This is a genomic window from Streptomyces actuosus (assembly GCF_016921115.1).
Taxonomy (GTDB): Bacteria; Actinomycetota; Actinomycetes; order Streptomycetales; family Streptomycetaceae; genus Streptomyces; species Streptomyces actuosus_A.
Genome location: NZ_JAFFZS010000033.1, coordinates 58,792 through 81,431 on the forward strand (window position 1 = coordinate 58,792; position 22,640 = coordinate 81,431).

18 protein-coding genes are annotated in these 22,640 nt (G+C 73.1%); 12 read left to right on the forward strand and 6 right to left on the reverse strand.

Translation table 11 applies throughout. The features are described from left to right. Positions 1 to 151: 151 nt before the first annotated feature. On the reverse strand, positions 152 to 1,276 hold the full coding sequence (disA, locus tag JS756_RS29195; RefSeq protein WP_205386242.1) for a DNA integrity scanning diadenylate cyclase DisA: 1,125 nt from the start codon (positions 1,274 to 1,276) through the stop codon (positions 152 to 154). Positions 1,277 to 1,358: 82 nt separating this feature from the next. Then, entirely contained in the window at positions 1,359 to 2,768 is a 1,410-nt protein-coding gene (gene radA, locus JS756_RS29200) for a DNA repair protein RadA (protein WP_205386243.1), read from the reverse strand. A 574-nt stretch (positions 2,769 to 3,342) separates the two neighbouring features. Between radA and JS756_RS29205 the strand changes: the two genes are divergently transcribed. Then, complete coding sequence (locus JS756_RS29205; RefSeq protein ID WP_205386244.1) at positions 3,343 to 5,154, forward strand: BACON domain-containing protein; 1,812 nt, start codon at positions 3,343 to 3,345, stop codon at positions 5,152 to 5,154. A 14-nt stretch (positions 5,155 to 5,168) separates the two neighbouring features. Here JS756_RS29205 and JS756_RS29210 read toward each other — a convergent pair whose 3' ends face one another. Further along, entirely contained in the window at positions 5,169 to 5,939 is a 771-nt protein-coding gene (locus JS756_RS29210) for a DUF3109 family protein (protein ID WP_240204545.1), read from the reverse strand. A 287-nt stretch (positions 5,940 to 6,226) separates the two neighbouring features. On the opposite strand from JS756_RS29210, the gene JS756_RS29215 reads away from it, so the two are divergent. The 4 genes from JS756_RS29215 to ilvD all read left to right on the forward strand — a co-directional run bounded on the left by JS756_RS29215 (position 6,227) and on the right by ilvD (position 11,486). Continuing rightward, positions 6,227 to 7,159, forward strand: coding sequence for a Ppx/GppA family phosphatase (locus JS756_RS29215; protein WP_205386246.1), 933 nt, complete (start codon positions 6,227 to 6,229; stop codon positions 7,157 to 7,159). Between the two features lie 679 nt (positions 7,160 to 7,838). Further along, the gene (locus tag JS756_RS29220; RefSeq protein WP_205386247.1) at positions 7,839 to 8,663 is read left to right on the forward strand and encodes a sugar phosphate isomerase/epimerase family protein; all 825 of its coding nucleotides are present in this window, start codon (positions 7,839 to 7,841) and stop codon (positions 8,661 to 8,663) included. Further along, positions 8,660 to 9,280, forward strand: a complete 621-nt coding sequence (locus JS756_RS29225) for a TetR/AcrR family transcriptional regulator (RefSeq protein WP_205386248.1) — start codon at positions 8,660 to 8,662, stop codon at positions 9,278 to 9,280. Before JS756_RS29220 ends, JS756_RS29225 begins: the two co-directional genes overlap by 4 nt. A gap of 352 nt (positions 9,281 to 9,632) precedes the next feature. Continuing rightward, positions 9,633 to 11,486, forward strand: a complete 1,854-nt coding sequence (gene ilvD, locus JS756_RS29230) for a dihydroxy-acid dehydratase (protein WP_205386249.1) — start codon at positions 9,633 to 9,635, stop codon at positions 11,484 to 11,486. A 285-nt stretch (positions 11,487 to 11,771) separates the two neighbouring features. Here ilvD and JS756_RS29235 read toward each other — a convergent pair whose 3' ends face one another. Further along, positions 11,772 to 13,922, reverse strand: a complete 2,151-nt coding sequence (locus tag JS756_RS29235; protein WP_205386250.1) for a serine/threonine-protein kinase — start codon at positions 13,920 to 13,922, stop codon at positions 11,772 to 11,774. A 182-nt stretch (positions 13,923 to 14,104) separates the two neighbouring features. On the opposite strand from JS756_RS29235, the gene JS756_RS29240 reads away from it, so the two are divergent. From JS756_RS29240 to proC, 6 genes are all read left to right on the forward strand, one after another. Continuing rightward, the gene (locus JS756_RS29240; protein ID WP_205386251.1) at positions 14,105 to 14,419 is read left to right on the forward strand and encodes an SH3 domain-containing protein; all 315 of its coding nucleotides are present in this window, start codon (positions 14,105 to 14,107) and stop codon (positions 14,417 to 14,419) included. A gap of 221 nt (positions 14,420 to 14,640) precedes the next feature. After that, positions 14,641 to 15,168 carry an EamA/RhaT family transporter gene (locus JS756_RS29245; RefSeq protein WP_205386252.1) on the forward strand — a complete coding sequence of 176 codons (528 nt, stop codon included), beginning with the start codon at positions 14,641 to 14,643 and terminating at the stop codon, positions 15,166 to 15,168. Between the two features lie 70 nt (positions 15,169 to 15,238). After that, positions 15,239 to 16,012, forward strand: coding sequence for a class I SAM-dependent methyltransferase (locus JS756_RS29250; RefSeq protein ID WP_205386253.1), 774 nt, complete (start codon positions 15,239 to 15,241; stop codon positions 16,010 to 16,012). A gap of 816 nt (positions 16,013 to 16,828) precedes the next feature. Further along, entirely contained in the window at positions 16,829 to 17,665 is an 837-nt protein-coding gene (locus JS756_RS29255) for an ABC transporter ATP-binding protein (protein ID WP_438817353.1), read from the forward strand. After that, positions 17,662 to 18,447 carry an ABC transporter permease gene (locus JS756_RS29260; RefSeq protein WP_205386255.1) on the forward strand — a complete coding sequence of 262 codons (786 nt, stop codon included), beginning with the start codon at positions 17,662 to 17,664 and terminating at the stop codon, positions 18,445 to 18,447. The genes JS756_RS29255 and JS756_RS29260 overlap by 4 nt, the downstream gene beginning before the upstream one ends. Positions 18,448 to 18,558: 111 nt before the next feature. Continuing rightward, on the forward strand, positions 18,559 to 19,371 hold the full coding sequence (gene proC, locus JS756_RS29265; RefSeq protein WP_205386256.1) for a pyrroline-5-carboxylate reductase: 813 nt from the start codon (positions 18,559 to 18,561) through the stop codon (positions 19,369 to 19,371). A 16-nt stretch (positions 19,372 to 19,387) separates the two neighbouring features. On the opposite strand, the gene JS756_RS29270 is transcribed toward proC, so the two are convergent. Further along, a complete protein-coding gene (locus JS756_RS29270; RefSeq protein ID WP_205386257.1) occupies positions 19,388 to 19,975 on the reverse strand; it encodes a cysteine hydrolase family protein in 588 nt (195 codons plus the stop codon). A gap of 74 nt (positions 19,976 to 20,049) precedes the next feature. Between JS756_RS29270 and JS756_RS29275 the strand changes: the two genes are divergently transcribed. Then, entirely contained in the window at positions 20,050 to 21,081 is a 1,032-nt protein-coding gene (locus JS756_RS29275; RefSeq protein ID WP_205386258.1) for a GlxA family transcriptional regulator, read from the forward strand. On the opposite strand, the gene trpS is transcribed toward JS756_RS29275, so the two are convergent. After that, positions 21,003 to 22,076: a tryptophan--tRNA ligase gene (trpS, locus tag JS756_RS29280; protein ID WP_205386259.1), complete on the reverse strand. Its 1,074-nt coding sequence runs from the start codon at positions 22,074 to 22,076 to the stop codon at positions 21,003 to 21,005. The two genes, JS756_RS29275 and trpS, sit on opposite strands and share 79 nt — an antisense overlap. Positions 22,077 to 22,640 lie beyond the last annotated feature (564 nt).

Sequence of the window (22,640 nt, forward strand, 5' to 3'; positions counted from 1 at the left end):
CGAACGCCACGTCGGAACAGCCCGCAGCGCCGGCGCCGTGCATCGCACGGCACCAGTGGCGTCCGCGTACCGGGTGTACGCGGACGACTCCGACAATGCGCCGAGTGCGCTACCGGGCGTCGAGGGCCCGGTGGGACATGCGAACCACGTCCTAGACGTACCGCTCCAGGATCGAGGACTCCGCCAGCCGGGACAGGCCCTCCCGGACGCTGCGTGCGCGTGCCTCGCCCACACCGTCCACCGTCTGGAGGTCGTCGACACTGGCGGCCAGCAGCTTCTGCAGCCCGCCGAAGTGCTCGACCAGGCGGTCGATGATGGCGCCGGGCAGACGCGGCACCTTGGCGAGGAGCCGGAAGCCGCGGGGGGACACCGCCGAGTCGAGCGCCTCGGGGGAGCCGGTGTAGCCCAGGGCGCGGGCCACCGTGGGCAGTTCCAGCAGCTCGGCGTGGGTCAGTGCGTCGAGTTCGGCGAGTGCCTCGTCGACGGTGCGGGAGCGCTTGGCGGTGGGCTCGGGGACGTAGTCCCGGACGACCAGCTCACGCTCGGGCTCCACGCCGGCGATGAGCTCGTCCAGCTGGAGGGCGAGCAGGCGTCCGTCGGTGCCGAGCTCCACCACGTACTCGGCGATCTCGGTGGCGATGCGGCGCACCATCTCCAGTCGCTGCGCGACCGCGGAGACGTCCCGGACCGTCACCAGGTCCTCGATCTCCAGCGCCGACAGCGTGCCCGCGACCTCGTCGAGGCGCAGCTTGTAGCGCTCCAGCGTGGCCAGTGCCTGGTTGGCACGGGAGAGGATCGCCGCCGAGTCCTCCAGGACGCGCCGCTGCCCGTCCACGTACAGGGCGATCAGCCGCATGGACTGGGAGACGGAGACCACGGGGAAACCGACCTGCTTGCTGACCCGGTCCGCCGTGCGGTGCCGGGTGCCGGTCTCCTCGGTGGGGATCGTCGGATCCGGGAGCAGCTGGACCCCGGCCCGAAGGATCTTCGACAGATCCGAGGAGAGGACGATGCCGCCGTCCAGCTTGCACAGCTCGCGCAGGCGGGTGGCCGTGAACTCGACGTCCAGCACGAAACCGCCGGTGCACATGGCCTCGACCGTCTTGTCGGAGCCGAGCACGATCAGACCACCGGTGTTGCCGCGGAGGACGCGCTCCAGGCCGTCACGCAGAGGCGTGCCGGGTGCCACGGCGCTCAGCGAGGCGCGCATCAGGCCATCGGAACCGGCACTCCCACCGGACTTTCCGGGAGCTGCTGCCCGGTCGTTGGCTGCCACTGCACTCCTCCGGTCGCAGGTTCTTGAGGTGCTCCCGTTCCGCGCACGCGGTTCGTACGGACGGGCGAGACCAGGGCAAAGTCTACCGGCGCTCCTCAGCCTCCCGCGGGGCCTCTCGCCGACGCGAGCGGGGCAGGACCCGCAGCGCGTCCCCTATGTCGGCGACCTCCAGCACCTTCATGCCGGCCGGGACCTTGCCGGGATCGCCCGGTACGAGCGCGTGCGTGAAGCCCAGGCGGTGCGCCTCCGCGAGCCGCCGCTGCACGCCCGTGACCCGTCGGACCTCGCCTGCCAGGCCCACTTCGCCGATCGCGACGAGGTTCTTCGGCAGCGGGGTGTCGCTGGCGGCCGACGCGAGCGCGAGGGCGACGGCCAGGTCGGCGGCGGGCTCGGAGAGCTTCACCCCGCCCACCGTCGCGGAGTAGATGTCCCTTTTGCCCAGGCTGCTGATGCGCCCGCGCTGTTCCAGCACGGCCAGCATCATCGACACCCGTGACGTCTCCAGGCCCGAGGTGGTGCGGCGCGGGGAGGGGATCTGCGAGTCGACGGTGAGCGCCTGGACCTCGGCCACCAGTGGGCGACGGCCCTCCAGGGTGACCGTCAGGCAGGTCCCCGGGACCGGTTCGTCACGTCGTGTCAGGAAGAGTCCGCTCGGGTCCGCAAGGCCCGTGATGCCCTCGTCGTGCAGTTCGAAGCAGCCGACCTCGTCGGTGGCGCCGTAGCGGTTCTTGACGCCCCGTACGAGACGCAGTCGCGCGTGCCGGTCGCCCTCGAAGTGCAGGACGACGTCGACGAGGTGCTCCAGCAGCCGCGGACCCGCGATCGCACCGTCCTTCGTGACGTGGCCCACAAGGAGCGTGGACATGCCGCGGTCCTTCGAGGCGCGGATCAGGGCGCCCGCGACCTCCCGCACCTGGGCCATGCCGCCGGGTGCGCCGTCGATCTCCGGGGAGGCCACCGTCTGCACGGAGTCGAGGACGAGCAGCGACGGCTTCACCGCGTCCAGGTGGCCGAGCACGGCGGCCAGGTCGGTCTCGGCGGCGAGGTAGAGGTGATCGTCCAGGGCGCCGATGCGGTCGGCGCGCAGCCGGACCTGGCTCGCCGACTCCTCGCCCGTCACGTAGAGCGTCCGGTGCTCTTCGCCGGCCGCCTTGGCCGCCACGTCCAGCAGGAGCGTGGACTTGCCGACGCCGGGCTCGCCCGCGAGTAGCACGACGGCGCCGGGTACGAGGCCGCCGCCGAGGACGCGGTCCAGCTCCGCGACGCCGGTGGAGCGGGCGGTGGCCTGGCGGCCGTCGACCTGGCCGATGGGAAGGGCGGAGCTGGTGACGCGGCCCGGTGCCGTCGTCCGGATGGCCGGCGTGCCGTACTCCTCGACCGTGCCCCAGGCCTGGCACTCGGGGCAGCGGCCGAGCCACTTCGCCGTCTGCCACCCGCACTCCGTGCAGCGGTAGGAGGGACGGTCCTTGGTGGTCCTGGTGCGGGCAGCCATGGGGCCAACCGTAGCGGCCGGCACCGACAGCCCGGGACGGCTGGGGACGGGACGGTGGCGCTCGCCCCGCCCCCGTTGCCCGCCCTCGCGCCTCCGGCGGCCCCCGCGTCCCTTTCGGCCCCGCACTCTCGCCGATGGGCGGACCCTGCCGGTACCCCGATGTGCCGACCCTGCCGGTATGCCGACCCTGCCGTACGCCGGTCTCGCCGGCGTACCGGTGTCCCGGTGCGCCTGTCCCGCCGGCGTACCGGTGTCCCGGTGCGCCTGTCCCGCCGGTACTTCGCCCCTGCCGCCGCTCCGGCCCGGTTCCGCCGTCGTCCCGGCCCGGTTCCGTTTGCGGTGTTCCCGCCGCGACGCCCGCCCCGGCCCCGGAACGGCTCGTCGCGGCCCTGGTGGCGAGCGCTGCGGCGACCGCCGTGACGCCCCTGCGGGGCCCGAGAATCGGCCACCGTGACACGAACGAGCCACGGAACGAGGCCAAGGTGTCCCCTATTGATGGATCGTTTCACCCGTACGGGTTAAAACTTCTCAAGGCGGGAGTAAGGGTCTGCTTGCGCCGCCTACGGTCGCACGGGTGATGAGCAGCAGTCCGGAGACCACGACCCGCACCACCGGCGCACACCGGTCGCAGCGCGAGGCGCGCGACCGCACCGCGGCGCGCACTCTGGCGCAGCGTCCTCCCGCACGCTACGAGCCGTACCTGGACGGTCTGTTCACCTACTGCCTGTCGGTGCTGTGCGACCACGAGGCGGCGACCGCCGCCCTGGGAGACGTCCTCGCGCTCGCCGAGCGGCGCGGCCAGCGCGTCCCGGAGGCGGCCGGGGACCGCCGTGCCTGGCTGTACGCGCTGGCCCGCTGGGCGTGCCTGCGCAAGCTGGCCGAGGCCAGGCAGCGACGCCAGGCCCCGCACGCGGCCGGCCGGCACGCCACGGACAAGCGCCACGCCGCCGAGAAGAAGGCCGGTGCCGGGAAGCGTCACGGCTCCGAGCGACAGCACCCGGCTGCCCAGGCGGGCCCCGCCGTCTCGGCGGAGGCGCAACGGCAGCGTCGGCGCGAACTGGCGCTGCTGGCCTGGCCGGAAGCGGCCGGAACCACCCCCGAGCAGCGCGAGGCGCTGGAACTCGCCGTACGCCACCACCTCGCCGCGCACGAGGTGGCCGCGGTCCTCGGGATGGACCTGGCGGGCGCCCGTGAGCTGCTGGCCTCCGCGGCCTGCGAGGTGGAGCGCACCCGCGCGGCGCTGGCCGTCGTGGAGACCGGCGCCTGTCCGGGCGTCGCCCGCCTCACGGGCAACGGGCAGTTCGTGCTGAGCAGCACCGTGCGGCAGGAGCTCGTCCGGCACGTCGACGACTGCCCGCGCTGCCGCCGGACCGCCGGGCGCGCGATCCCCGGCCGTTGGCCCGGCGCCACCGTCACCCCCGCCGCCCTCCCGGTCCTGGAGGCCCCCCGTGCGGCGCTGCAGGGGGCCATGGCGCACCACCCGCGCGCGCGGGGCGCCGCCGCGCCCCGCTTCGACCGGCGGGGTTTCCCCATGGACCCCAAGGATCGCGCGGCCCGCCGTGAGCGACTCCGCGCGCGTGCCGTCACCACGACCGTCGTCGCCACGGTCGTCGCCGCACCCGTGCTCGCGCTGTGGGCCGCCCACCGGGGTGACCCGCCGGGAGAGGGGCCGGACGACGGCTCGGCCAGGGCCAGCCGCGAGGACGGCTCCGGCAGACTCGGCGGCGACGCGGCGGGCGGCGGATACGAGAACGCAGGCAACGCCAGCACCAGCCCCGGCGGCCTTCACGCCGGCGGTGGTCGGCCGGACGTCTCGGTGAACGTCGTCAACGTCACCGGCGTCGGCACGGCGGGCGCCGGGCACCTCGACGTCTCGGCCGGCAGCAGCGGCGACACCACGCTGATCACGCTCACCGCCTCCGGGGCGGAGCCGCTGCGCTGGTCGGCGACGACCGGTGCCGCCTGGCTCTACCTGAGCCGGTCCTCGGGAACCCTCCAGCCCGGCGCATCACTGACGATCAAGGTCTACGTCGACCCTCTGCGCGAGCCCTCCGGGCACTGGACCGCGCGCGTGGCGATCTCACCCGCCGGGGTCGTCGTCACCATCGACGGCTACGGCACCGCACCCAGACCCTCCGACTCCGGCGACGACCCCGCTCCCGCTCCGGATCCCGGCCCCGGCACGCCCGACGACCCGCCGCCGACGCCCGCACCGGCTCCGACGGCCACCTCGACGCCCTCCGACCCGTCGCCCGGTGACGCGTCCCCGACCCCCGGCACCGGTCCGAGCACGACGACCCCGCCCCCCTCCACCGACCCCACCACGAGCGCGTCGACGCAGCCCGGCGACGGTGGCGGCGACGCACCGAGCCCGTCGCCGTCGTAGGGGGCCGCTCCCGGTCAGCCCGCCGGATCGGCAGGGCCCGCCGGACCGGGAACGCCGGTCGGGTCCGCCGGATGCGGTGCCAGCAAGGGGAGGCGCGAGGCCAGCCGCTCCTCGCACAACTCGACCAGCCGGTCGTAGCCGGCCTTGCCCATGAGCTCGGTGAGCTCCGCCCGGTAGGAAACGTAGACGGGGTCGCCCGCGCCGTGCGCCGACGTCGCCGACGTGCACCACCAGTGCAGGTCGTGCCCGCCCGGACCCCAGCCGCGGCGGTCGTACTCACCGATCGACACCTGCAGTACGCGCGTGTCGTCCGGTCGTTCGATCCAGTCGAAGGTGCGGCGGACCGGCAGCTGCCAGCAGACGTCCGGCTTGGTCTCCAGCGGCTCCCGGCCCTCGTGCAGGGCCAGGATGTGGAGCGAGCAGCCGGCCCCGCCGGCGAAGCCGGGCCGGTTCTGGAAGATGCAGGACCCCTGGTACGGGCGGGTCTGCCGGTCGCCGTCCTCGTCCTTGGACACCCAGCCGTTCCGCGTGCCCTCGGCATGGTGCTGCCAGATGTCCGGCGTGAGTCTCGCCACATGCTCGGCGACCCGCTGCTCGTCGTCCTCGTCGGAGAAGTGGGCGCCCAAGGAGCAGCACCCGTCGTCGGCGCGGCCCGCCTGGATGCCCTGGCAGCCGCTGCCGAAGATGCAGTTCCAGCGAGAGGTCAGCCATGTCAGATCGCAGCGGAAGACCTGCTCGTCGTCCGCCGGATCGGGGAACTCCACCCATGCGCGGGCGAAATCCAGCCCCTTCTCGTCGGCCTCCCGGGCCTTCTTCGACTTCCTGGCCGCCTTCGCCTGGGAAGGAAGCGCGGAGGACGAAGGAAGGCCGGAGCGCCCGGCCGCCCGAGCCGTCCCGGATGTCTCGGCCGGCTCCGCCGTTCTGGGCGTCTTGGCCTTCTTGGGCGTCTTGGCCGCCTTTTCGTCCTTCGCCTTTTTCGTCTTTGGCACGCGTCCAGGGTATGCCCCCCGTGCTCCCGCCCGGCGCCGCACGGGGGGCTGAGGACTGCGCCGCTGGCAGTAGCGTTCCCTACATGAGACTCGGTGTCCTCGACGTGGGATCGAACACGGTGCATCTGCTGGTGGTGGATGCGCACCCAGGCGCGCGCCCGCTGCCCGCGCACTCGCACAAGGCGGAGTTGCGCCTTGCCCAACTCCTCGACGAGGGCGGTGCGATCGACTCCGAGGGGGTCGACAGGCTCGTCGGTGTCGTCAAGGACGCACTTCAGGCCGCGGAGGACAAGGGCGTCGAGGACCTGCTGCCGTTCGCCACCTCCGCCGTGCGCGAGGCCAGCAACGCCGACGACGTCCTCGCGCGCGTGCAGGCCGAGACCGGGGTCGAGCTTCAGGTCCTCACCGGCGAGGAGGAGGCCCGTCTCACCTTCCTCGCCGCGCGCCGCTGGTTCGGCTGGTCGGCCGGGAAACTGCTGGTCCTCGACATCGGCGGGGGCTCCCTGGAGATCGCCTACGGCATCGACGAGGAGCCCGACGCAGCCGTCTCCCTGCCGCTCGGCGCGGGTCGGCTCACTGCGGCCTGGCTGCCCGGCGACCCGCCCGACCCCGAGGCCGTACGGTCCCTGCGCCGCCACGTCCGCGCGCAGATCGCCCGCACGGTCGGCGAGTTCAGCCGCTTCGGTGCCCCCGATCACGTGGTCGCCACCTCCAAGACCTTCAGGCAGCTCGCCCGCATCGCCGGTGCCGCCCGTTCCGCCGACGGCCTGTACGTGCAGCGCGAGCTGAAGCGGGAGTCCCTGGAGGCATGGGTCCCCAAGCTGGCCGCCATGACGGCCGAGCAGCGGGGCCAGCTGCCCGGCGTCTCCGAGGGCCGGGCCGGCCAGCTCCTGGCAGGCGCCCTGGTGGCCGAGGGGGCGATGGACCTGTTCGGCGTGGAGAACCTGGAGATCTGCCCGTGGGCCCTGCGCGAGGGCGTGATCCTGCGGCGGCTGGACCACATGGGATCGGCCTGAGCCTGTCCGGCGGATCATGCCGGAGACGAGGTACCCGGCGCGCCCGCGCGCGGCGCTGCAGGGGCTGCCGCGTTCCGCGTCGACGTCCTCCTCCGCCTTACGGCCGGAGCTGCCGCGCCCCGCACGCGCGAGGCGAGAGGCGGGGCGCCGTCGGCCCCCTCCGGCCCGATCCGCCGGACAGGCCCCGGCCCGGAGCTTCCCAGCCGGCCGGTGGAGCCGTCCGGCCGCGGCACCGCCCGGACGCCGTGGCGGCCACCGGGCACGGGAGCGGCTCCCGAGGCACCGGTGGTCGCTCGCCCGGTGCCGGTGCCGCTCGCCGGGGGGCTGTCCGCCGAGGCCGCTCGCCGGGTGCCGGGGCCGGTCACCCGGACTTTCGGAAGCGCGGCACGGGCCCTCGAAGCCGTGACCCCGGCGCGCGAGCCGTGGCTCCGGCGCGCAAGCCGTGGCGCGTACGCCGGAAGCCCTCGCGCGCACCGGAAGCGGTCGCGCGGGTGCCGCCGCCCAGGCCGCCCCGCCGCCCGGAACCGTGGCCCCGAGCGGTCGCCCCGAACCGCCGTACGGACGCCAGGGCTGCCGCCCCGACGCCCGGACCGCAGCCCCCGCCGTCCCGTATGGCACTCACCACAACGGCCAACAGACGCCCGGCCCCACCCGTACCGCACCCCGTAACCTGTCCCCCATGGCAGAGCCAGTCGTGCGTATCCCGGATGCGAAGGTCGCCCTGTCGACGGCCTCCGTCTACCCGGAGTCGACGGCGACGGCCTTCGAGATCGCCGCGCGCCTCGGCTACGACGGCGTCGAGGTCATGGTGTGGACCGACCCGGTCAGCCAGGACATCGAGGCGCTGCGCCGGCTCAGCGACTACCACCGCATCCCGATCCTCGCGGTCCACGCCCCGTGCCTGCTCATCACGCAGCGCGTGTGGTCCACCGACCCCTGGACCAAGCTCCAGCGCGCCCGCGCGGCAGCGGAGAAGCTGGGGGCGCACACGGTCGTCGTCCACCCGCCGTTCCGCTGGCAGCGGCAGTACGCGCGCGACTTCGTCGCCGGGATCTGGAGGATGGCGGACGAGACGGATGTGCGGTTCGCCGTCGAGAACATGTACCCCTGGCGCTACCGCGACCGCGAGATGCTCGCCTACGCCCCCGACTGGGACGTGACGAAGGACGACTACCGCCACTTCACGATCGATCTCAGCCACACGGCCACGGCCCGCACGGACGCCGTCCACATGATCGACCGCATGGGCGACCGGCTGGGCCACGTCCACCTCGCCGACGGCAGGGGCTCGGCCAAGGACGAGCACCTGGTGCCCGGCCGCGGCACCCAGCCGTGCGCCGAGGTGCTGGAGCGCCTCGCGATGACCGGCTTCGACGGCCACGTCGTGATCGAGGTCAACACGCGACGGGCGATGTCCGGCGCGGAGCGCGAGGCAGACCTGGCGGAGGCGCTGGCGTACACGCGTCTGCACCTGGCCTCCGCGGTGAAGGTGCCGCGGCGATGAGCGACATCGGCGCCCGCCGGCGCGGTCGCCCCCCGCGTACGGAGTCGGCGGACACCCGCGACCGCATCCTGACCGCCGCCCGCGCGGAGTTCTCCGAACGGGGCTACGAGAAGACGTCCGTGCGGGGGATCGCGAAGGCCGCCGGCGTGGACTCGGCCCTCGTCCACCACTACTTCGGCACCAAGGAGCAGGTCTTCGAGGCCGCCGTCGAGGTGGCCTTCGCGCCCGCCCTGAAGGTGCGCGACTCCGTCCTCGACGGTCCGCTCGACAACGTCGGCGAGCGCATGACCCGCACCATCGTCGACCTGTGGGAGAACCCCGTGACGCGGACGCCGCTCCTCGCGATCGTCCGCTCGGCCGTCAACAACGAGACCGCCGCCGCCGTCTTCCGCCGCCTGGTCTCCGCCCAGCTGCTGCGCCGTATCGCGGGGGAGCTGGACGCCCCCGACGCGGAGCTGCGCGCCGAACTGGCGGCGGCGCAGCTCGTGGGTCTCGCCATGCTCCGGTACGTGATCAAGGTGGAGCCGCTGGCGTCGGCGGACGCCGAGCACGTCATCGCGCGGGTGGCCCCCGTGGTCCAGGGGCACCTCACGGGCCGCACAGGGACGGCGGCGTGACGGGTTCCCGACGGGTCCCCGGCCGGTTCCTGGGCGGTGCGGCCCCTGCCGGGCGGTCCCCCCGGGCTGGCCGAGGAGGTGGGCCGGGCTTCGGAGCGGCACCCGGGCGCTCGACCCTGATGGGCGCAGTCGACGGACGCACGAGGTGCCCCGGGTGCCCCCGGCGTGTCAGGTCCTGCGGGCGGCTCGGGCGCGGTGACGGTGGGCACGAGACGGTCGTCCCGAGATCCGGACACTGCGTCCCGCCCACTGGATGACCGGCGTACGCTCGTCAGCAGCCAGAATCCTCCGACCGTCAGCAGCCGGGTCCTCCCGGCCGTCCCTGACACAGTCTCCCAAGGAGCGAGCGACGATGCCCGAGCTGAGGTCCCGCACAGTCACCCACGGTCGCAACATGGCGGGCGCCCGCGCCCTGATGCGCGCCTCCGGTGTACCCGGTGCGGACATCGGCCGGAAGCCCGTCATCGCGGTCGCCAACAGCTTCACCGAGTTCGTCCCCGGCCACACGCACCTCCAGCCGGTCGGCCGCATCGTCAGCGAGGCGATCCGGGAGGCCGGCGGCATCCCGCGCGAGTTCAACACCATCGCCGTCGACGACGGCATCGCGATGGGCCACGGCGGCATGCTCTACAGCCTGCCGTCCCGGGACCTGATCGCGGACTCGGTCGAGTACATGGTCGAGGCGCACTGCGCCGACGCCCTCGTCTGCATCTCCAACTGCGACAAGATCACCCCCGGCATGCTGAACGCGGCCCTGCGGCTCAACATCCCGACGGTCTTCGTCTCCGGCGGTCCGATGGAGTCCGGCCGCGCGACCCTCGTCGACGGCACGGTCCGCACGCTCGACCTGGTCGACGCGATCTCCGACGCCGTGAACGACAAGATCTCCGACGAGGACATCCTCCGCATCGAGGAGAACGCCTGTCCGACCTGCGGTTCCTGCTCCGGCATGTTCACCGCCAACTCGATGAACTGCCTGACGGAGGCGATCGGCCTCTCCCTGCCCGGCAACGGCTCGGTCCTGGCCACCCACACCGCGCGGAGGCAGCTGTACGTCGACGCGGCCCGCACGGTGATGGACCTGACCCGCCGCTACTACGAGCAGGACGACGACAGCGTGCTGCCCCGTTCCGTCGCCACCTTCCCGGCGTTCGAGAACGCGATGGCGCTGGACATCGCCATGGGCGGCTCCACCAACACGATCCTGCACCTGCTGGCCGCGGCCCAGGAGGCGGGTGTCCCGTTCGGTCTGGACGAGATCGACCGGGTCTCCCGCCGGGTGCCCTGCCTGGCCAAGGTGGCGCCGAACGTCGGCAAGAACCGCACCTACTACATGGAGGACGTGCACCGCGCCGGCGGCATCCCCGCCCTGCTCGGCGAGCTGCACCGTGCCGGCCTGCTCAACGAGGACGTCCACGCGGTCCACAGCACCTCCCTGGCCGACTGGCTGAAGACCTGGGACGTCCGGGGCGGCTCCCCGTCCCCGGAGGCCGTTGAGCTCTGGCACGCGGCCCCCGGCTGTGTGCGTTCCGCCGAGGCCTTCTCGCAGTCCGAGCGCTGGGAGTCACTGGACCAGGACGCCGAGAGCGGCTGCATCCGCAGCGCCGAGCACGCCTACTCCAAGGACGGCGGCCTGGCGGTGCTCAAGGGCAACCTGGCGGTGGACGGCTGCGTGGTGAAGACGGCCGGCGTCGACGAGTCGATCTGGACCTTCGAGGGCCCCGCGGTCGTCTGCGAGTCCCAGGAGGAGGCCGTCCAGAAGATCCTGGCGCAGCAGGTCGAGGAGGGCGACGTGGTGGTCATCCGCTACGAGGGCCCGAAGGGCGGCCCGGGCATGCAGGAGATGCTCTACCCGACCTCGTACCTCAAGGGCCGCGGCCTGGGCAAGGCGTGCGCCCTCATCACCGACGGCCGCTTCTCCGGCGGCACCTCGGGCCTGTCCATCGGCCACGCGTCCCCCGAGGCGGCGTCGGGCGGCACGATCGCCCTCGTCGAGGACGGCGACCGCATCCGGATCGACATCCCCGGCCGGTCCATCGAGCTCCTGGTCGACGACGCGGAACTGACGCGCCGCGAGCAGGCCCTGGACGGCGCGTACGTCCCGAAGAACCGCGAGCGCAAGGTCTCGGCCGCGCTGCGCGCCTACGCCGCCATGGCCACCAGCGCCGACAAGGGCGCCGTCCGGGACGTGTCCAAGCTGGGCTGAGCCACCACCCGCCCGTGTGCGGGGCCGCCGCTCTCGGGGTCGGCCCCGCACACGGGCGGGGCAGTGGTGCGGCGTCTCCCCGTGCGGCCTCCGCCACATGGAGCCGCCCTCACCGCGTCCCTGTCCGTGCGGCGCGCACCCGGCCGCCCACCGGCCGGTGGCCGGATACAAGCGCCCGCGGCCGGTCGCCCGTCCGCGCCGTCCGCACGTCACCTCCCCGCAGGCCCCCGACCACAGGTCCTCCCTTTCATCGGGCACCGCTCCCACCGGTCGCCGCCCCGTCGGTCACCAGTCCGACGGGTTCCGTCCGTCGACGGCGAAGACGGTGCCGTCCGGGGCGGAGGCGAAGACGTGCGTGCCGACCATCAGCGGCTCGGGCAGGACGGCAGGTACCCGGTCCGCGTCCGCCCCGAGGCGTGCCCGGGTCTGCCCGACGAGCTCGCCGGAACGGGCGGCGAAGGCCAGCAGCCGCCCGTCGGCGGCCGAGACCAGGACGACGTGGCCGTCGGAGACCGGAGCGGACCCCCGGCCGAGTGAGGTCTCCACGTGCCACTGACGCTTGCCGCCGTCCATGTCGACGGCCTCCAGGGAGCCGCCGGCGGCCAGCAGGTAGACCGTGTCGCCGTGCACGGTGGCACGGGCGCTCTGACGCCGGACGGGCAGCGGCACGGTCCGGGTCGCCCCGGACGCGGGCGTGTAGCGGACCACCGTCTGCGCGTCCGCGTACACCGCGTCGACCGACAGGAAGAACACGGATCCGTGCGCACTGCCGAAGAGGCGCAGCGTGCCGTCCAGCCGGGCCTTCCACCGCACGTCACCCGTGGCCGCGTCGACCGCGGTCACCTCGGTGCTCGACCCGTCGGCCGAGGGAGTCGTCAGATAGGCCGCGGAATCACCGGCGAACGACGAGAACGACGCCGGGACGGCCCCCGGGAAGCGTCGCTGCCACTTCGTCCCCCCGGTCGCCGCGTCCACACCCCGTACCGTTCCGTCCGTCCCGGTCAGCAGCAGCATGCCCGCGGCCTGCCCGATCCCGCTGTACGCGGGCACATCCCACTCCCTGCGCACCCCGCCCGAGGCCGGGTCCAATGCCTCCAGCCGGCTGCCGTGATCGGCCAGCGGCTGGACGAGCCCGCCCGCCACGACCGGCGCGGCGCTCCAGTACGCAGCTTCGGAGCGGTGCCGCCACAGCACCCGCCCGTCGGACGGATCGAGGCCGAGCACCTGCCCGGGAGTGACGCACAGCAGCGCGCCCGCACCGTACGAGCACCGGGGCATGCCGCCGCCCCCGGCGAGCGGCGGCGACGTCCACGACGTGACCTCCGCCGAGGCCGCGCGGGTCGCCGTCTCACGGGGTACGTCGGCGCGCCCGGGCGCCAGCAGCTGGACGCAGCCGAACACGCCGCCGGCCGCGAGGAGCAGGGCGCCCGACGCCAGCAGGACCTTGCGCCGGGCACGAGCCGCGGCAGGTCGCGCCGCCCGCGGGGCCCCGGCGCCCGACTCGGACGGCGGTTCGGACGGCGACCCGGACGGCGGTTCGGACGGCGGTTCGGACGGCTGCGCGTCGCCGGGCCGCTGCGCCGGTATGAACGCCTGGGTGTCGTACGAGGCCGCCACCGACCGCAGATCCCGCATCAGCTCGTCCGGCGTGGGGCGGTCCTCGGGGTCCTTCGCCAGACAGCGCAGGATCAGCGGAGCGAGGTTCCCGGGCACGCCGGTCAGATCCGGTTCGTCGTGGACGACCTGGTAGGCCACGATGTAGGGGCTGTCCGAGTCGAACGGCCCGCGCCCGGTCGCCGCGTGCACCATCACCGATCCGAGGGCGAACACGTCCGCGGCCGGCCCGACCTCCCGCGGCCGGCGGAACTGCTCGGGCGCCATGAACGGCGGAGTGCCGATCAACTTGCCGGTCTCGGTGCGAAGTTCGCTGTCCGTTGGCCGAGAAATGCCGAAGTCGATGACCTTGGGCCCGTCCTCGGCGAGCAGGACGTTGCTCGGTTTGAGGTCCCGGTGCACGACTCCGGCGCGGTGGATGTCACGCAGCGCCTCCGCGAGTCCGGCCATCAGCCGGCGCAATCGGTCGGGCGTCATCGGCCCGTTCCGCTTCACCTGGTCGGAGAGTGTCGGACCCGGAATGAACAGCGTGGCCATCCAGGGCCGTTCGGCCTCCGGATCGGCGTCGACGACCGGCGCGGTGAACGCCCCGCTCACCCTCCGCACGGCGGCCACCTCCTGCCGGAAACGGCCCCTGAACTCGGGATCCCTCGCGAACTCGGCATGCACGACCTTCACCGCGAGCTTCATGCCCGAGGTGCTCCTGGCCAGGTGGACGACACCCATGCCGCCCGAGCCGAGACACGACTCGAGACGGTAGTGGCCGGCGTACTCGGGAAGTTCCGCTTCCGCGCCCGCTCCGCTGTTCCGCTGTGGCGCCATGGGACCACCCCCCGTGCTGTTCGCCCCGCGCGCGACGTTCGGAGCCTAGTCGATGAGTCGTACGGGACCGAGGCGGCTTGCTACTGTCCCTGTGCGAGTCGCGCACAGGTGTTTCATGGCGAGATTCAGGGGTATCAACGGGGCCCCATGGCAGCCATGGGGCCCGACGGGGGGAGCCACTCATGTCTGTCGACCGTGCCGAAGAGCCCGGAACCAAGGCCGCCGAGACGACCTTGGCGGCGGTGTCCGTACGCTACTACTCGATCGCGCCGGGAGTCCGGCTCAACGTGCGCAGCGGCCCCGGTACCGGCTACAGCATCGTCCGCGTGCTGCCCGCGGGCAGCAAGATCCCCATCTTCTGCCAGACCCGGGGCACGACGGTGACCGGTTTCTACGGCACGACGAACATCTGGGACAACATCGGCGACGGCGAATTCGTCTCGGACGCGTACGTGTACACGGGCAGCGACGGCTACGTGGCCCCGCGCTGCTCCTGATCCGTCGGCGGCCGGCACGCCGCAGCCCGTCCGCCGCGCCGGGTGGGCGTGTCCGGCACGCCGGCCGCCCCGTCCACCGCTCGGGCCCGTCCGGGGGTGGTGCGTGGAACCCGCTGACGGCCGCCGCACCGGTGCCCACCGGGAGGGCCCGCGTGCCGCTCCCGCGGGGGACCGAACCGGCCCACGGGTGGAGTCCGCCCGCCGCGGCGCATAATCGTCCCGTGAGCAGCGACGACAACGGCACCCCGGACACACCCGCGAGCTCCCGCCCCGGTGAGGCGACCCAGAGCGGGCCCCGGCCCGAACCCCTGCGGTTCTTCGGCACCACGTGGGTCGACCACGGCGAGGGCTACACGGCCCGCCGGATCGGCGTGGCCGCCGGCTCGCTCGCCCTGGCCGCAGCTTCCTGCCTGGTGCTCAGCTTCGCCTACGACGGCATCCGGATCGCCGACACCGGCGGCTTCGTCAACGTGCTGATCGTCGCCATGTTCGCGATCTGCAGCGCGCTCGCCTTCCGGCACACCTGGGACGGCTTCGCCCGGCGCCCGGACTCCGAGCGGCACGCCAACCTGCGCGGCCTGCTGGCCATCGGATTCGTCGGCTCGCTGCTCGCCTACTTCTTCCGCTCCCTGACCGAGGCGCCGGGCGAGAGACTGCACCGCCAGGAGTACGAGGCGGCCGTCGAGAAGTACGGCAGGCGCACGGCCCGCCGCACCGGGAACCCTTCGAAGAAGCGCCGCGAGCGCTAGCGTCCGGCGCCCGCCCGTTCTTGCCGAAAACCGGCTGCCCCCTGCGAAAACACCCGGCCATCATGGCCGTATGACGCTTGCGCCGCCTTCCCACACCGCACGCGCACACTCCTTCAACACCGCCGCGGCCCAGTACGCCGCCAACCGCCCCTCCTATCCGCCCGCCCTCCTCGACGCGATCGAGGATCTGGCCGGCCGGCCCCTCGCCGGGGCGAGGGTCGCTGACGTCGGTGCCGGTACGGGTATCTCGACGGCCCTGCTGCGGGACCGCGGCGCCCGTGTCGTCGCCGTCGAGCCGGGCGCCGGCATGGCCGTGCAGTTCCGCCGCGCCCTGCCCGAGGTTCCCGTCGTCCGGGGCGACGGGAACGCCCTGCCCCTCGCCACGGCCTGCGCCGACCTCCTCACCTATGCCCAGTCCTGGCACTGGGTCGACCCGGCACGTGCGGTCCCGGAGGCGCTGCGTGTGCTGCGTCCCGGCGGGGCGCTCGCTCTCTGGTGGAACACCAGCGCCCTCGACGTGCCGTGGATCGACGAGCAGCAGCGGCGGATCCGCCGCCACTTCGGCGTCGACGCCGCCGGCTGGAAGAGGACCGGGAGCGACACCCGCGTGGCCGACCCTTCCGGCCGCCTCGACTTCTCCCACCACCGGGTCCGCTGGAGCCGCCGCGTCACCGTCGACACGCACCTGGCCAACATCGGCAGCCACTCCGTCTTCCTCGTCCACGGCGAGGAGCGCAGCCGCCCCTTCCTGACCGAGGAGCGCGCCCACGTCCTCGACGTCTTCCCGAGCGGCGTCGTCGACGAGGTCTACGAAGTGGAACTGCTGATCGCCACACCGCGCTGATCGGCCCGCCCGGCCCCCGGCCACCCGCCCGACCACGGCCACCGGCAGCAGCCGGCCCGGCGCTCCGGGACCCGCCACACCGATTCCGGCCACCCGGGCGCCTCCCTGCGCGCCGCCGCGCGCCCCCTCCGGGCACCCGCCCGGCCGTCCCACGGGTCCCGTCCACCGGTAGGCCACGGCCCCGTCCCTCTCCGGGCCACGCCGGCCCCCGGCACCAAGGCCCCGGACCGGAGCAGCTCCGCCCGGCCACCGGCCCCGTGCAGCGCCCGACGCACTCCGCGGGTCTCCCTGCCTCCCGGGGCCCGCGGCTGGGCCGGGCCACGCCGGCCCCCGGCACCAAGGCCCCGGACCGGAGCAGCTCCGCCCGGCCACCCGCCCCCGGCACGCGCCCTCTCCGTCTTCTGCGCCTCCCGCACCTCCTCTTCCTCGCGCGCCCCCCTCCTGCGCCTTTGCACCCCTGCCACCGCCCATGTCTCCCCGCACCCCGGGGGGCGAATCTCGGTGGCACCCCGATTTCCGACGGCACCTCGCACCCCCGACGGCACCCGGGCGGCTCCGCGCGCCGTGCTCCCCGCCCCTCCACGGCGCCCCTCGACGGTCCGTGCCGCCGTGGGCGCTCCACTGCATCTCCGCGGCTCCGCCCCGACCCCACGCAGCCCATGGGGCACCCGCGCCTCTCCGCACCACCGCGCGAGCCCCGCCCTCTCGGGGGTGCCGTGCCCACTGTCGCCCGCGCCCCCGTGGCCGCCGTCCCCGCCACCGCGCCCTCGCACACGCCCCTTGACCGTATCGGGGCGCGAGAGCATTATTCAGCGCATGATGAATTACGCGCCCGGCCCGTCGGGCGGTCCGACGGGCGGCCCCTCGGGCGACAGTCCCGACGTGCCCGACACCCCTGCCGTCCGTGCCGCCGACCTCACCGTCGTCCGCGGCCCCCGCACCGTCCTGCGCGGCGTCGACTTCACGGTCCCGCGCGGCCAGATCACCGGCCTGCTCGGCCCGTCCGGCTGCGGCAAGTCGACATTGATGCGCTCGGTCGTCGGCACCCAGGCGAAGGTCACCGGCACCCTCGACGTCCTCGGCCGCCCCGCCGGCCACCCCGACCTGCGCACCCGGATCGGCTACGTCACCCAGGCGCCCTCCGTCTACGACGACCTGACGGTCCGTCAGAACCTGGACTACTTCGCGGCGATCCTCCGCCCCGGCCGCGCCGCCGCCGACCGGCGCAGGGAGGAGGTCACCCGGGCCATCACCGACGTCGACCTCACCAGCCACGCCGACGCCCTCGCCGGCAACCTCTCCGGGGGGCAGCGCAGTCGCGTCTCCCTCGCGGTCGCCCTGCTCGGCGCCCCCGAACTCCTCGTCCTCGACGAACCCACCGTCGGCCTCGACCCCGTGCTCCGCCGCGACCTGTGGAACCTCTTCCACGACATCGCCGGCCGGCGCGGCGCCACCCTGCTCATCTCCTCACACGTCATGGACGAGGCCGAGCGCTGCCACCGCCTGCTCCTCATGCGCGAGGGCGAGATCCTCGCCGACGACACCCCCGACGCCCTGCGCACCCGCACCCACTCCGACACCGTCGAAGCGGCCTTCCTCCACCTGGTCGACGAGGCGATCGCGGCCGGCCGCGCAAAGGAGACCACCCGATGAGCGCCACCACGACGGAGACCACCGCACCCGCACCCGCCCGGTCCCTGACCGCCTCCCGCACCCTCGCCACCGCGGCCCGCGTCCTGCGCCAGCTCCGCCACGACCCCCGCACCATCGCGCTGCTGATGCTCATCCCCTGCCTGATGCTCTTCCTGCTGCGCTACGTCTTCGACGGCAGCCCGCGCACCTTCGACAACATCGGCGCATCCCTCCTCGGGATCTTCCCGCTGATCACGATGTTCCTCGTCACCTCCATCGCCACCCTGCGCGAACGTACCTCCGGCACCCTCGAACGCCTCCTCGCCATGCCTCTGGGCAAGGGCGATCTCATCGCCGGCTACGCGCTCGCCTTCGGCACCCTCGCGATCATCCAGTCGGCACTGGCGACCGGCCTGGCCCTGTGGTTCCTCGGCCTCGACGTCGTCGGCTCGCCCTGGCTCCTTCTCCTCGTCGCGCTGCTCGACGCCCTGCTCGGCACGGCTCTCGGTCTGTTCGTCTCGGCCTTCGCCGCCTCGGAGTTCCAGGCGGTCCAGTTCATGCCGGCGGTGATCTTCCCCCAGCTCCTGCTCTGCGGCCTGTTCACCCCCCGCGACAACATGCACCCCGCCCTGGAGACCGTCTCGGACGTCCTGCCGATGTCCTACGCCGTCGACGGCATGAACGAGGTCCTCAAGCACACCGACATGACGGCCACCTTCGTCCGCGACGTCCTGATCGTGGCGGGCTGCGCCCTCCTCGTGCTGTTCCTGGGCGCGGCCACGCTCCGCCGCAGGACCACCTGACGGATCCGCGCGCCGACGGACGTCCCGTCTGCCGGACGGCCACCCCCCACCCCGCTCCCCGGTGCGACGATGGACACCGGACGACGTACACCCCGGAGGGCACCCTCAGCCATGACGCAGAAAGTCGCAGTCCTCGGCACCGGCAAGATCGGCGAAGCCCTGCTCAGCGGAATGATCCGAGGCGGCTGGGCACCCGCAGACCTCCTGGTCACGGCCCGCCGCCAGGAACGAGCCGACGAACTCCGCACCCGATACGGAGTCACCCCGGTGACCAACGCCGAGGCCGCGAAGACCGCCGACACCCTGATCCTCACCGTCAAGCCGCAGGACATGGGCACCCTCCTCGACGAACTCACCCCGCACGTCCCCGCCGACCGCCTGGTGATCAGCGGGGCGGCCGGCATCCCCACCTCCTTCATCGAGGAACGCCTCGCCGCGGACACCCCCGTCGTCCGCGTCATGACGAACACCCCCGCCCTCGTCGACGAGGCGATGTCCGTCATCTCGGGTGGCAGCCACGCCACCGCCGACCACCTCGCCCACGCCGAGGAGATCTTCGGCGCGGTCGGCAAGACCCTGCGGGTGCCCGAGTCCCAGCAGGACGCCTGCACGGCCCTGTCCGGCTCCGGCCCGGCCTACTTCTTCTACCTGGTCGAAGCCATGACCGACGCCGGCATCCTGCTCGGCCTGCCCCGTGACAAGGCCCACGACCTCATCGTCCAGTCCGCGATCGGCGCCGCCACGATGCTCCGTGACAGTGGCGAACACCCCGTCAAACTCCGTGAGAACGTCACCTCCCCCGCCGGCACCACCATCAACGCCATCCGCGAGTTGGAGAACCACGGCGTACGCGCCGCCCTCATCGCCGCCCTCGAAGCCGCCCGCGACCGCAGCCGCGAACTGGCCACCGGTACGAAGGACTGACGCCCGCCGGGCGCGGTCAGCCCGCCGCGCCCACCACCTCCTCGGCGGTCACCACCCGGGCGAACCCGCCTCCGTGCAGCGACACCGCCGAGGCCTGCGCCAACTCGTCCGCACTGCGCCGCCAGCCGAACGGCCCCTCCAGGTCGAAGGTGTACGTCGCGTCGAACACCACCAGCACGTCGTACCCGAGGTTCCCGCCCATCCGCGCGGTCGTCTCCACACACATGTTGGTCTGGATCCCGACGAGCACGATCTGCGAGATCCCCGCGTCCTTCAGCCATGCGTCCAGATCGGGCGTCCCGTAGAAGGCCGAGTTCACGGTCTTCGTGATCAGCAGTTCCGCCCCCGTGTCCCCCTTCCCGCGCCGCTGCTCCACGTACTCCTTGAATTCGTTGCCCTCCTGCCCCGGACGCAGCGGCGACCGAGCACCGGCGGAGTCGTGCCGCACGAAGACGACCGGCCGGCCCGTCGCCTGCCACACGTCGAGGACCGAGGCGATGTTGTCGTCCGCCTCCGGGTTGTTCCGCGTACCCCAGAAGCCGGCCTCGTCGAAGCCCTTCTGCACGTCCACGACCACGAGCGCTGCGTTCTCTGCAATCTCCATGTACCCGATCCTGTCGCCGCGGGCACGGCCGTCCCAGAGGTACAGAAGACAGCGATCGATGGTTTACTGCCATCGTGACCCGCTCCCGGAACACACCCTCCCCGTACCGCGTCGCCCTCGTCGCCTTCCCCGGCATCCGCGCCTTCGACGTCTCCGTCATCACCGAGGTCTGGGGCACCGACCGCACCGACCGCGGCGCCCCTGCCTTCGACCTGCGCCGAGTCGCCGGCGACCGCACCCCCGTCCCCATGCGAGGCGGACTCTCCCTCCTTCCCGACCGCACCCTGGCCTGGCTCGACCGCGCCGATCTCATCGTGGTCCCCGGCCTCGACGACCACCTCACCCCCGCACCCCCTCCGGTCCTCGACGCCCTCCGCCGAGCCCACGCACGCGGCACCGCCCTCGCCGCACTGTGCGCCGGCGCCTTCACCCTCGCCCAGGCCGGCCTCCTCGACGGACGCCGCGCCATCACCCACTGGAAGCTCGCAGGCCTCCTGCGCGAGCACCACCCCCGCGTCACCGTCGTCCCGGACGCCCTGTTCATCGAAGACGCCAACATCTGGACCGCCGCGGGCACGGCGGCCGGCATCGACCTCTGCCTCCACCTCGTCCGACGGACCCATGGCGCCGAGGCGGCCGCGACCATCGCGCGCTCGATGGTCACCGCCCCGTTCCGCACCGGCACGCAGGCCCAGTTCATCGAGCGCCCCACGCCGCACACCGACCGCGACGCCGACACCCTCGCGGCCGTCCGGGAACACGCCCTGCGGCACCTGCACGAACCGCTCACCGTGGCCGACCTGGCCGACCGCGCGGGCATGTCGGCACGTACCTTCGCCCGCCGCTTCACCGCGGAGACCGGAACCACGCCCCTGCGCTGGCTCCTCGACCAGCGCATCGCCGCGGCACAGAAGCTCCTGGAACGCACCGACCTGCCCATGCCCGAGGTCGCACGCCGCGCGGGCTTCGGCAGCGAGGTCACGATGCGCCAGCACTTCGCAGCGCGCCTCGCCACCAGCCCACGTGCCTACCGGGCGGCGTTCAGCACGACATCGGCGTCTGCGGCGAGCACGTCCCCCACGGACGTCTCCACCGGGGCCGACTGAGCCGCGGGCAGCAGGCCGATCGCGCGACAGGCGGCATCGACGGTCGGCCGGGCCACCGCCCGGGCCTTCTCCGCTCCGTCCCGCAACACCTCCTCCACCTGGCCGGGATCCGCGCACAACTCCCGGTGCCGCTCCCGCAGCGGCCGCAGGACCTCGACCACCGCCTCGGCGGTCGCCTCCTTCAAAGAGCCGTACGTGTCGTGAACGTCCGCCAGTGACTCAGGGTTCCCGCCCGTGCACGCTGCGAGAATCTCCAGCAGGTTGGTGACCCCCGGGCGGCCCGCCGTGTCGTAGACGACGTCCCGACCGCTGTCGGTGACGGCCCGCATCACCTTCCTCCGCACCACGTCCGGCTCGTCCAAGAGATAGACGACCCCCGCCCCCGTACGGTCCGACTTCCCCATCTTCGACCCCGGGTTCTGCAGATTCATCACCCGCGCCCCCACCGGCGGAACCGTCGCCCTCGGCACCACGAACGTGTGCCCGTACCGCTGGTTGAACCGCTCCGCGAGATCCCGGGTCAGCTGCACGTGCTGGGTCTGGTCCTCACCGACGGGAACCTCGTCCGCCCGGTAGGCCAGGATGTCCGCCGCCATCAGGACCGGATAGGTCAGCAGGGACAGCCGCACGCTCCCGCCGCGGTCCCGCACCCGGGCGGCCTTCTCCTTGTACTGGATCATCCGCCGCATCTCGCCGTCGGTCGCCACGCACTCCAGCAGGTACGACAACCTGGTGTGCTCGTCGACATGGCTCTGCAGGAACAACGTGCACACCGCGGGGTCGATCCCGGCAGCCAGCAGCAGCGTCGCCGTCTGCCGGCTGAGCCTGCTCACCCGTGCCGGATCGTGGTCCACGGTCAGTGCGTGCAGGTCCACCACACAGAACAACGAATCCGCACGGTACTGGTCCACCTCCGCCCACCGCCGCATGGCTCCCAGGTAGTTCCCCAGGGTCAGGTGCCCGGTCGGCTGAACCCCGCTGAAGACCCGCGTCATCTCCACTCCACCTTCGGATCGGGGCCGCCGCTCCTGCGGCCGACCCCCCGAGCCCGGAGGGAGATACGAAAACGGCCGCCGAGGCGGCGGCCGTCGAGTGCATACGTAGGGACGGCCGCCGTCAGGCGGCCCACCACAGCTGGGTGTACGTACGCTCGGTCATGCACCACAGACTACGCCGGGAGCGCGCGCCCAGGACGCCAGTTGACACACCCATGCCCCCTGCGTAGAGTTCTCCGAGTTGTCCGACGTGAGCGCCGACTCCGGTCGGTCCCCGGACAGCCACTTCGCAGGTACCACTCCTTCACTCGACTGACGGTCGATCTCTCTTCGTCCGCTCGTCGTGTCATTGGCATGTGTATGTGCGGAGCGAGGAATCCACGTTCGAAAGGACGAGGGCCCGATTAGCTCGGGCGCCGGGAATCCGCTAAAGTCTCACTCGTCGGAACGGCCCAACAGCCCGACCGGCAACCCCCTCTGACTGGGAATCGGACGCCGAAAGGATCTGATAGAGTCGGAATCGCCGGAAAGGGAAACGCGAGAGCGGGAACCTGGAAAGCACCG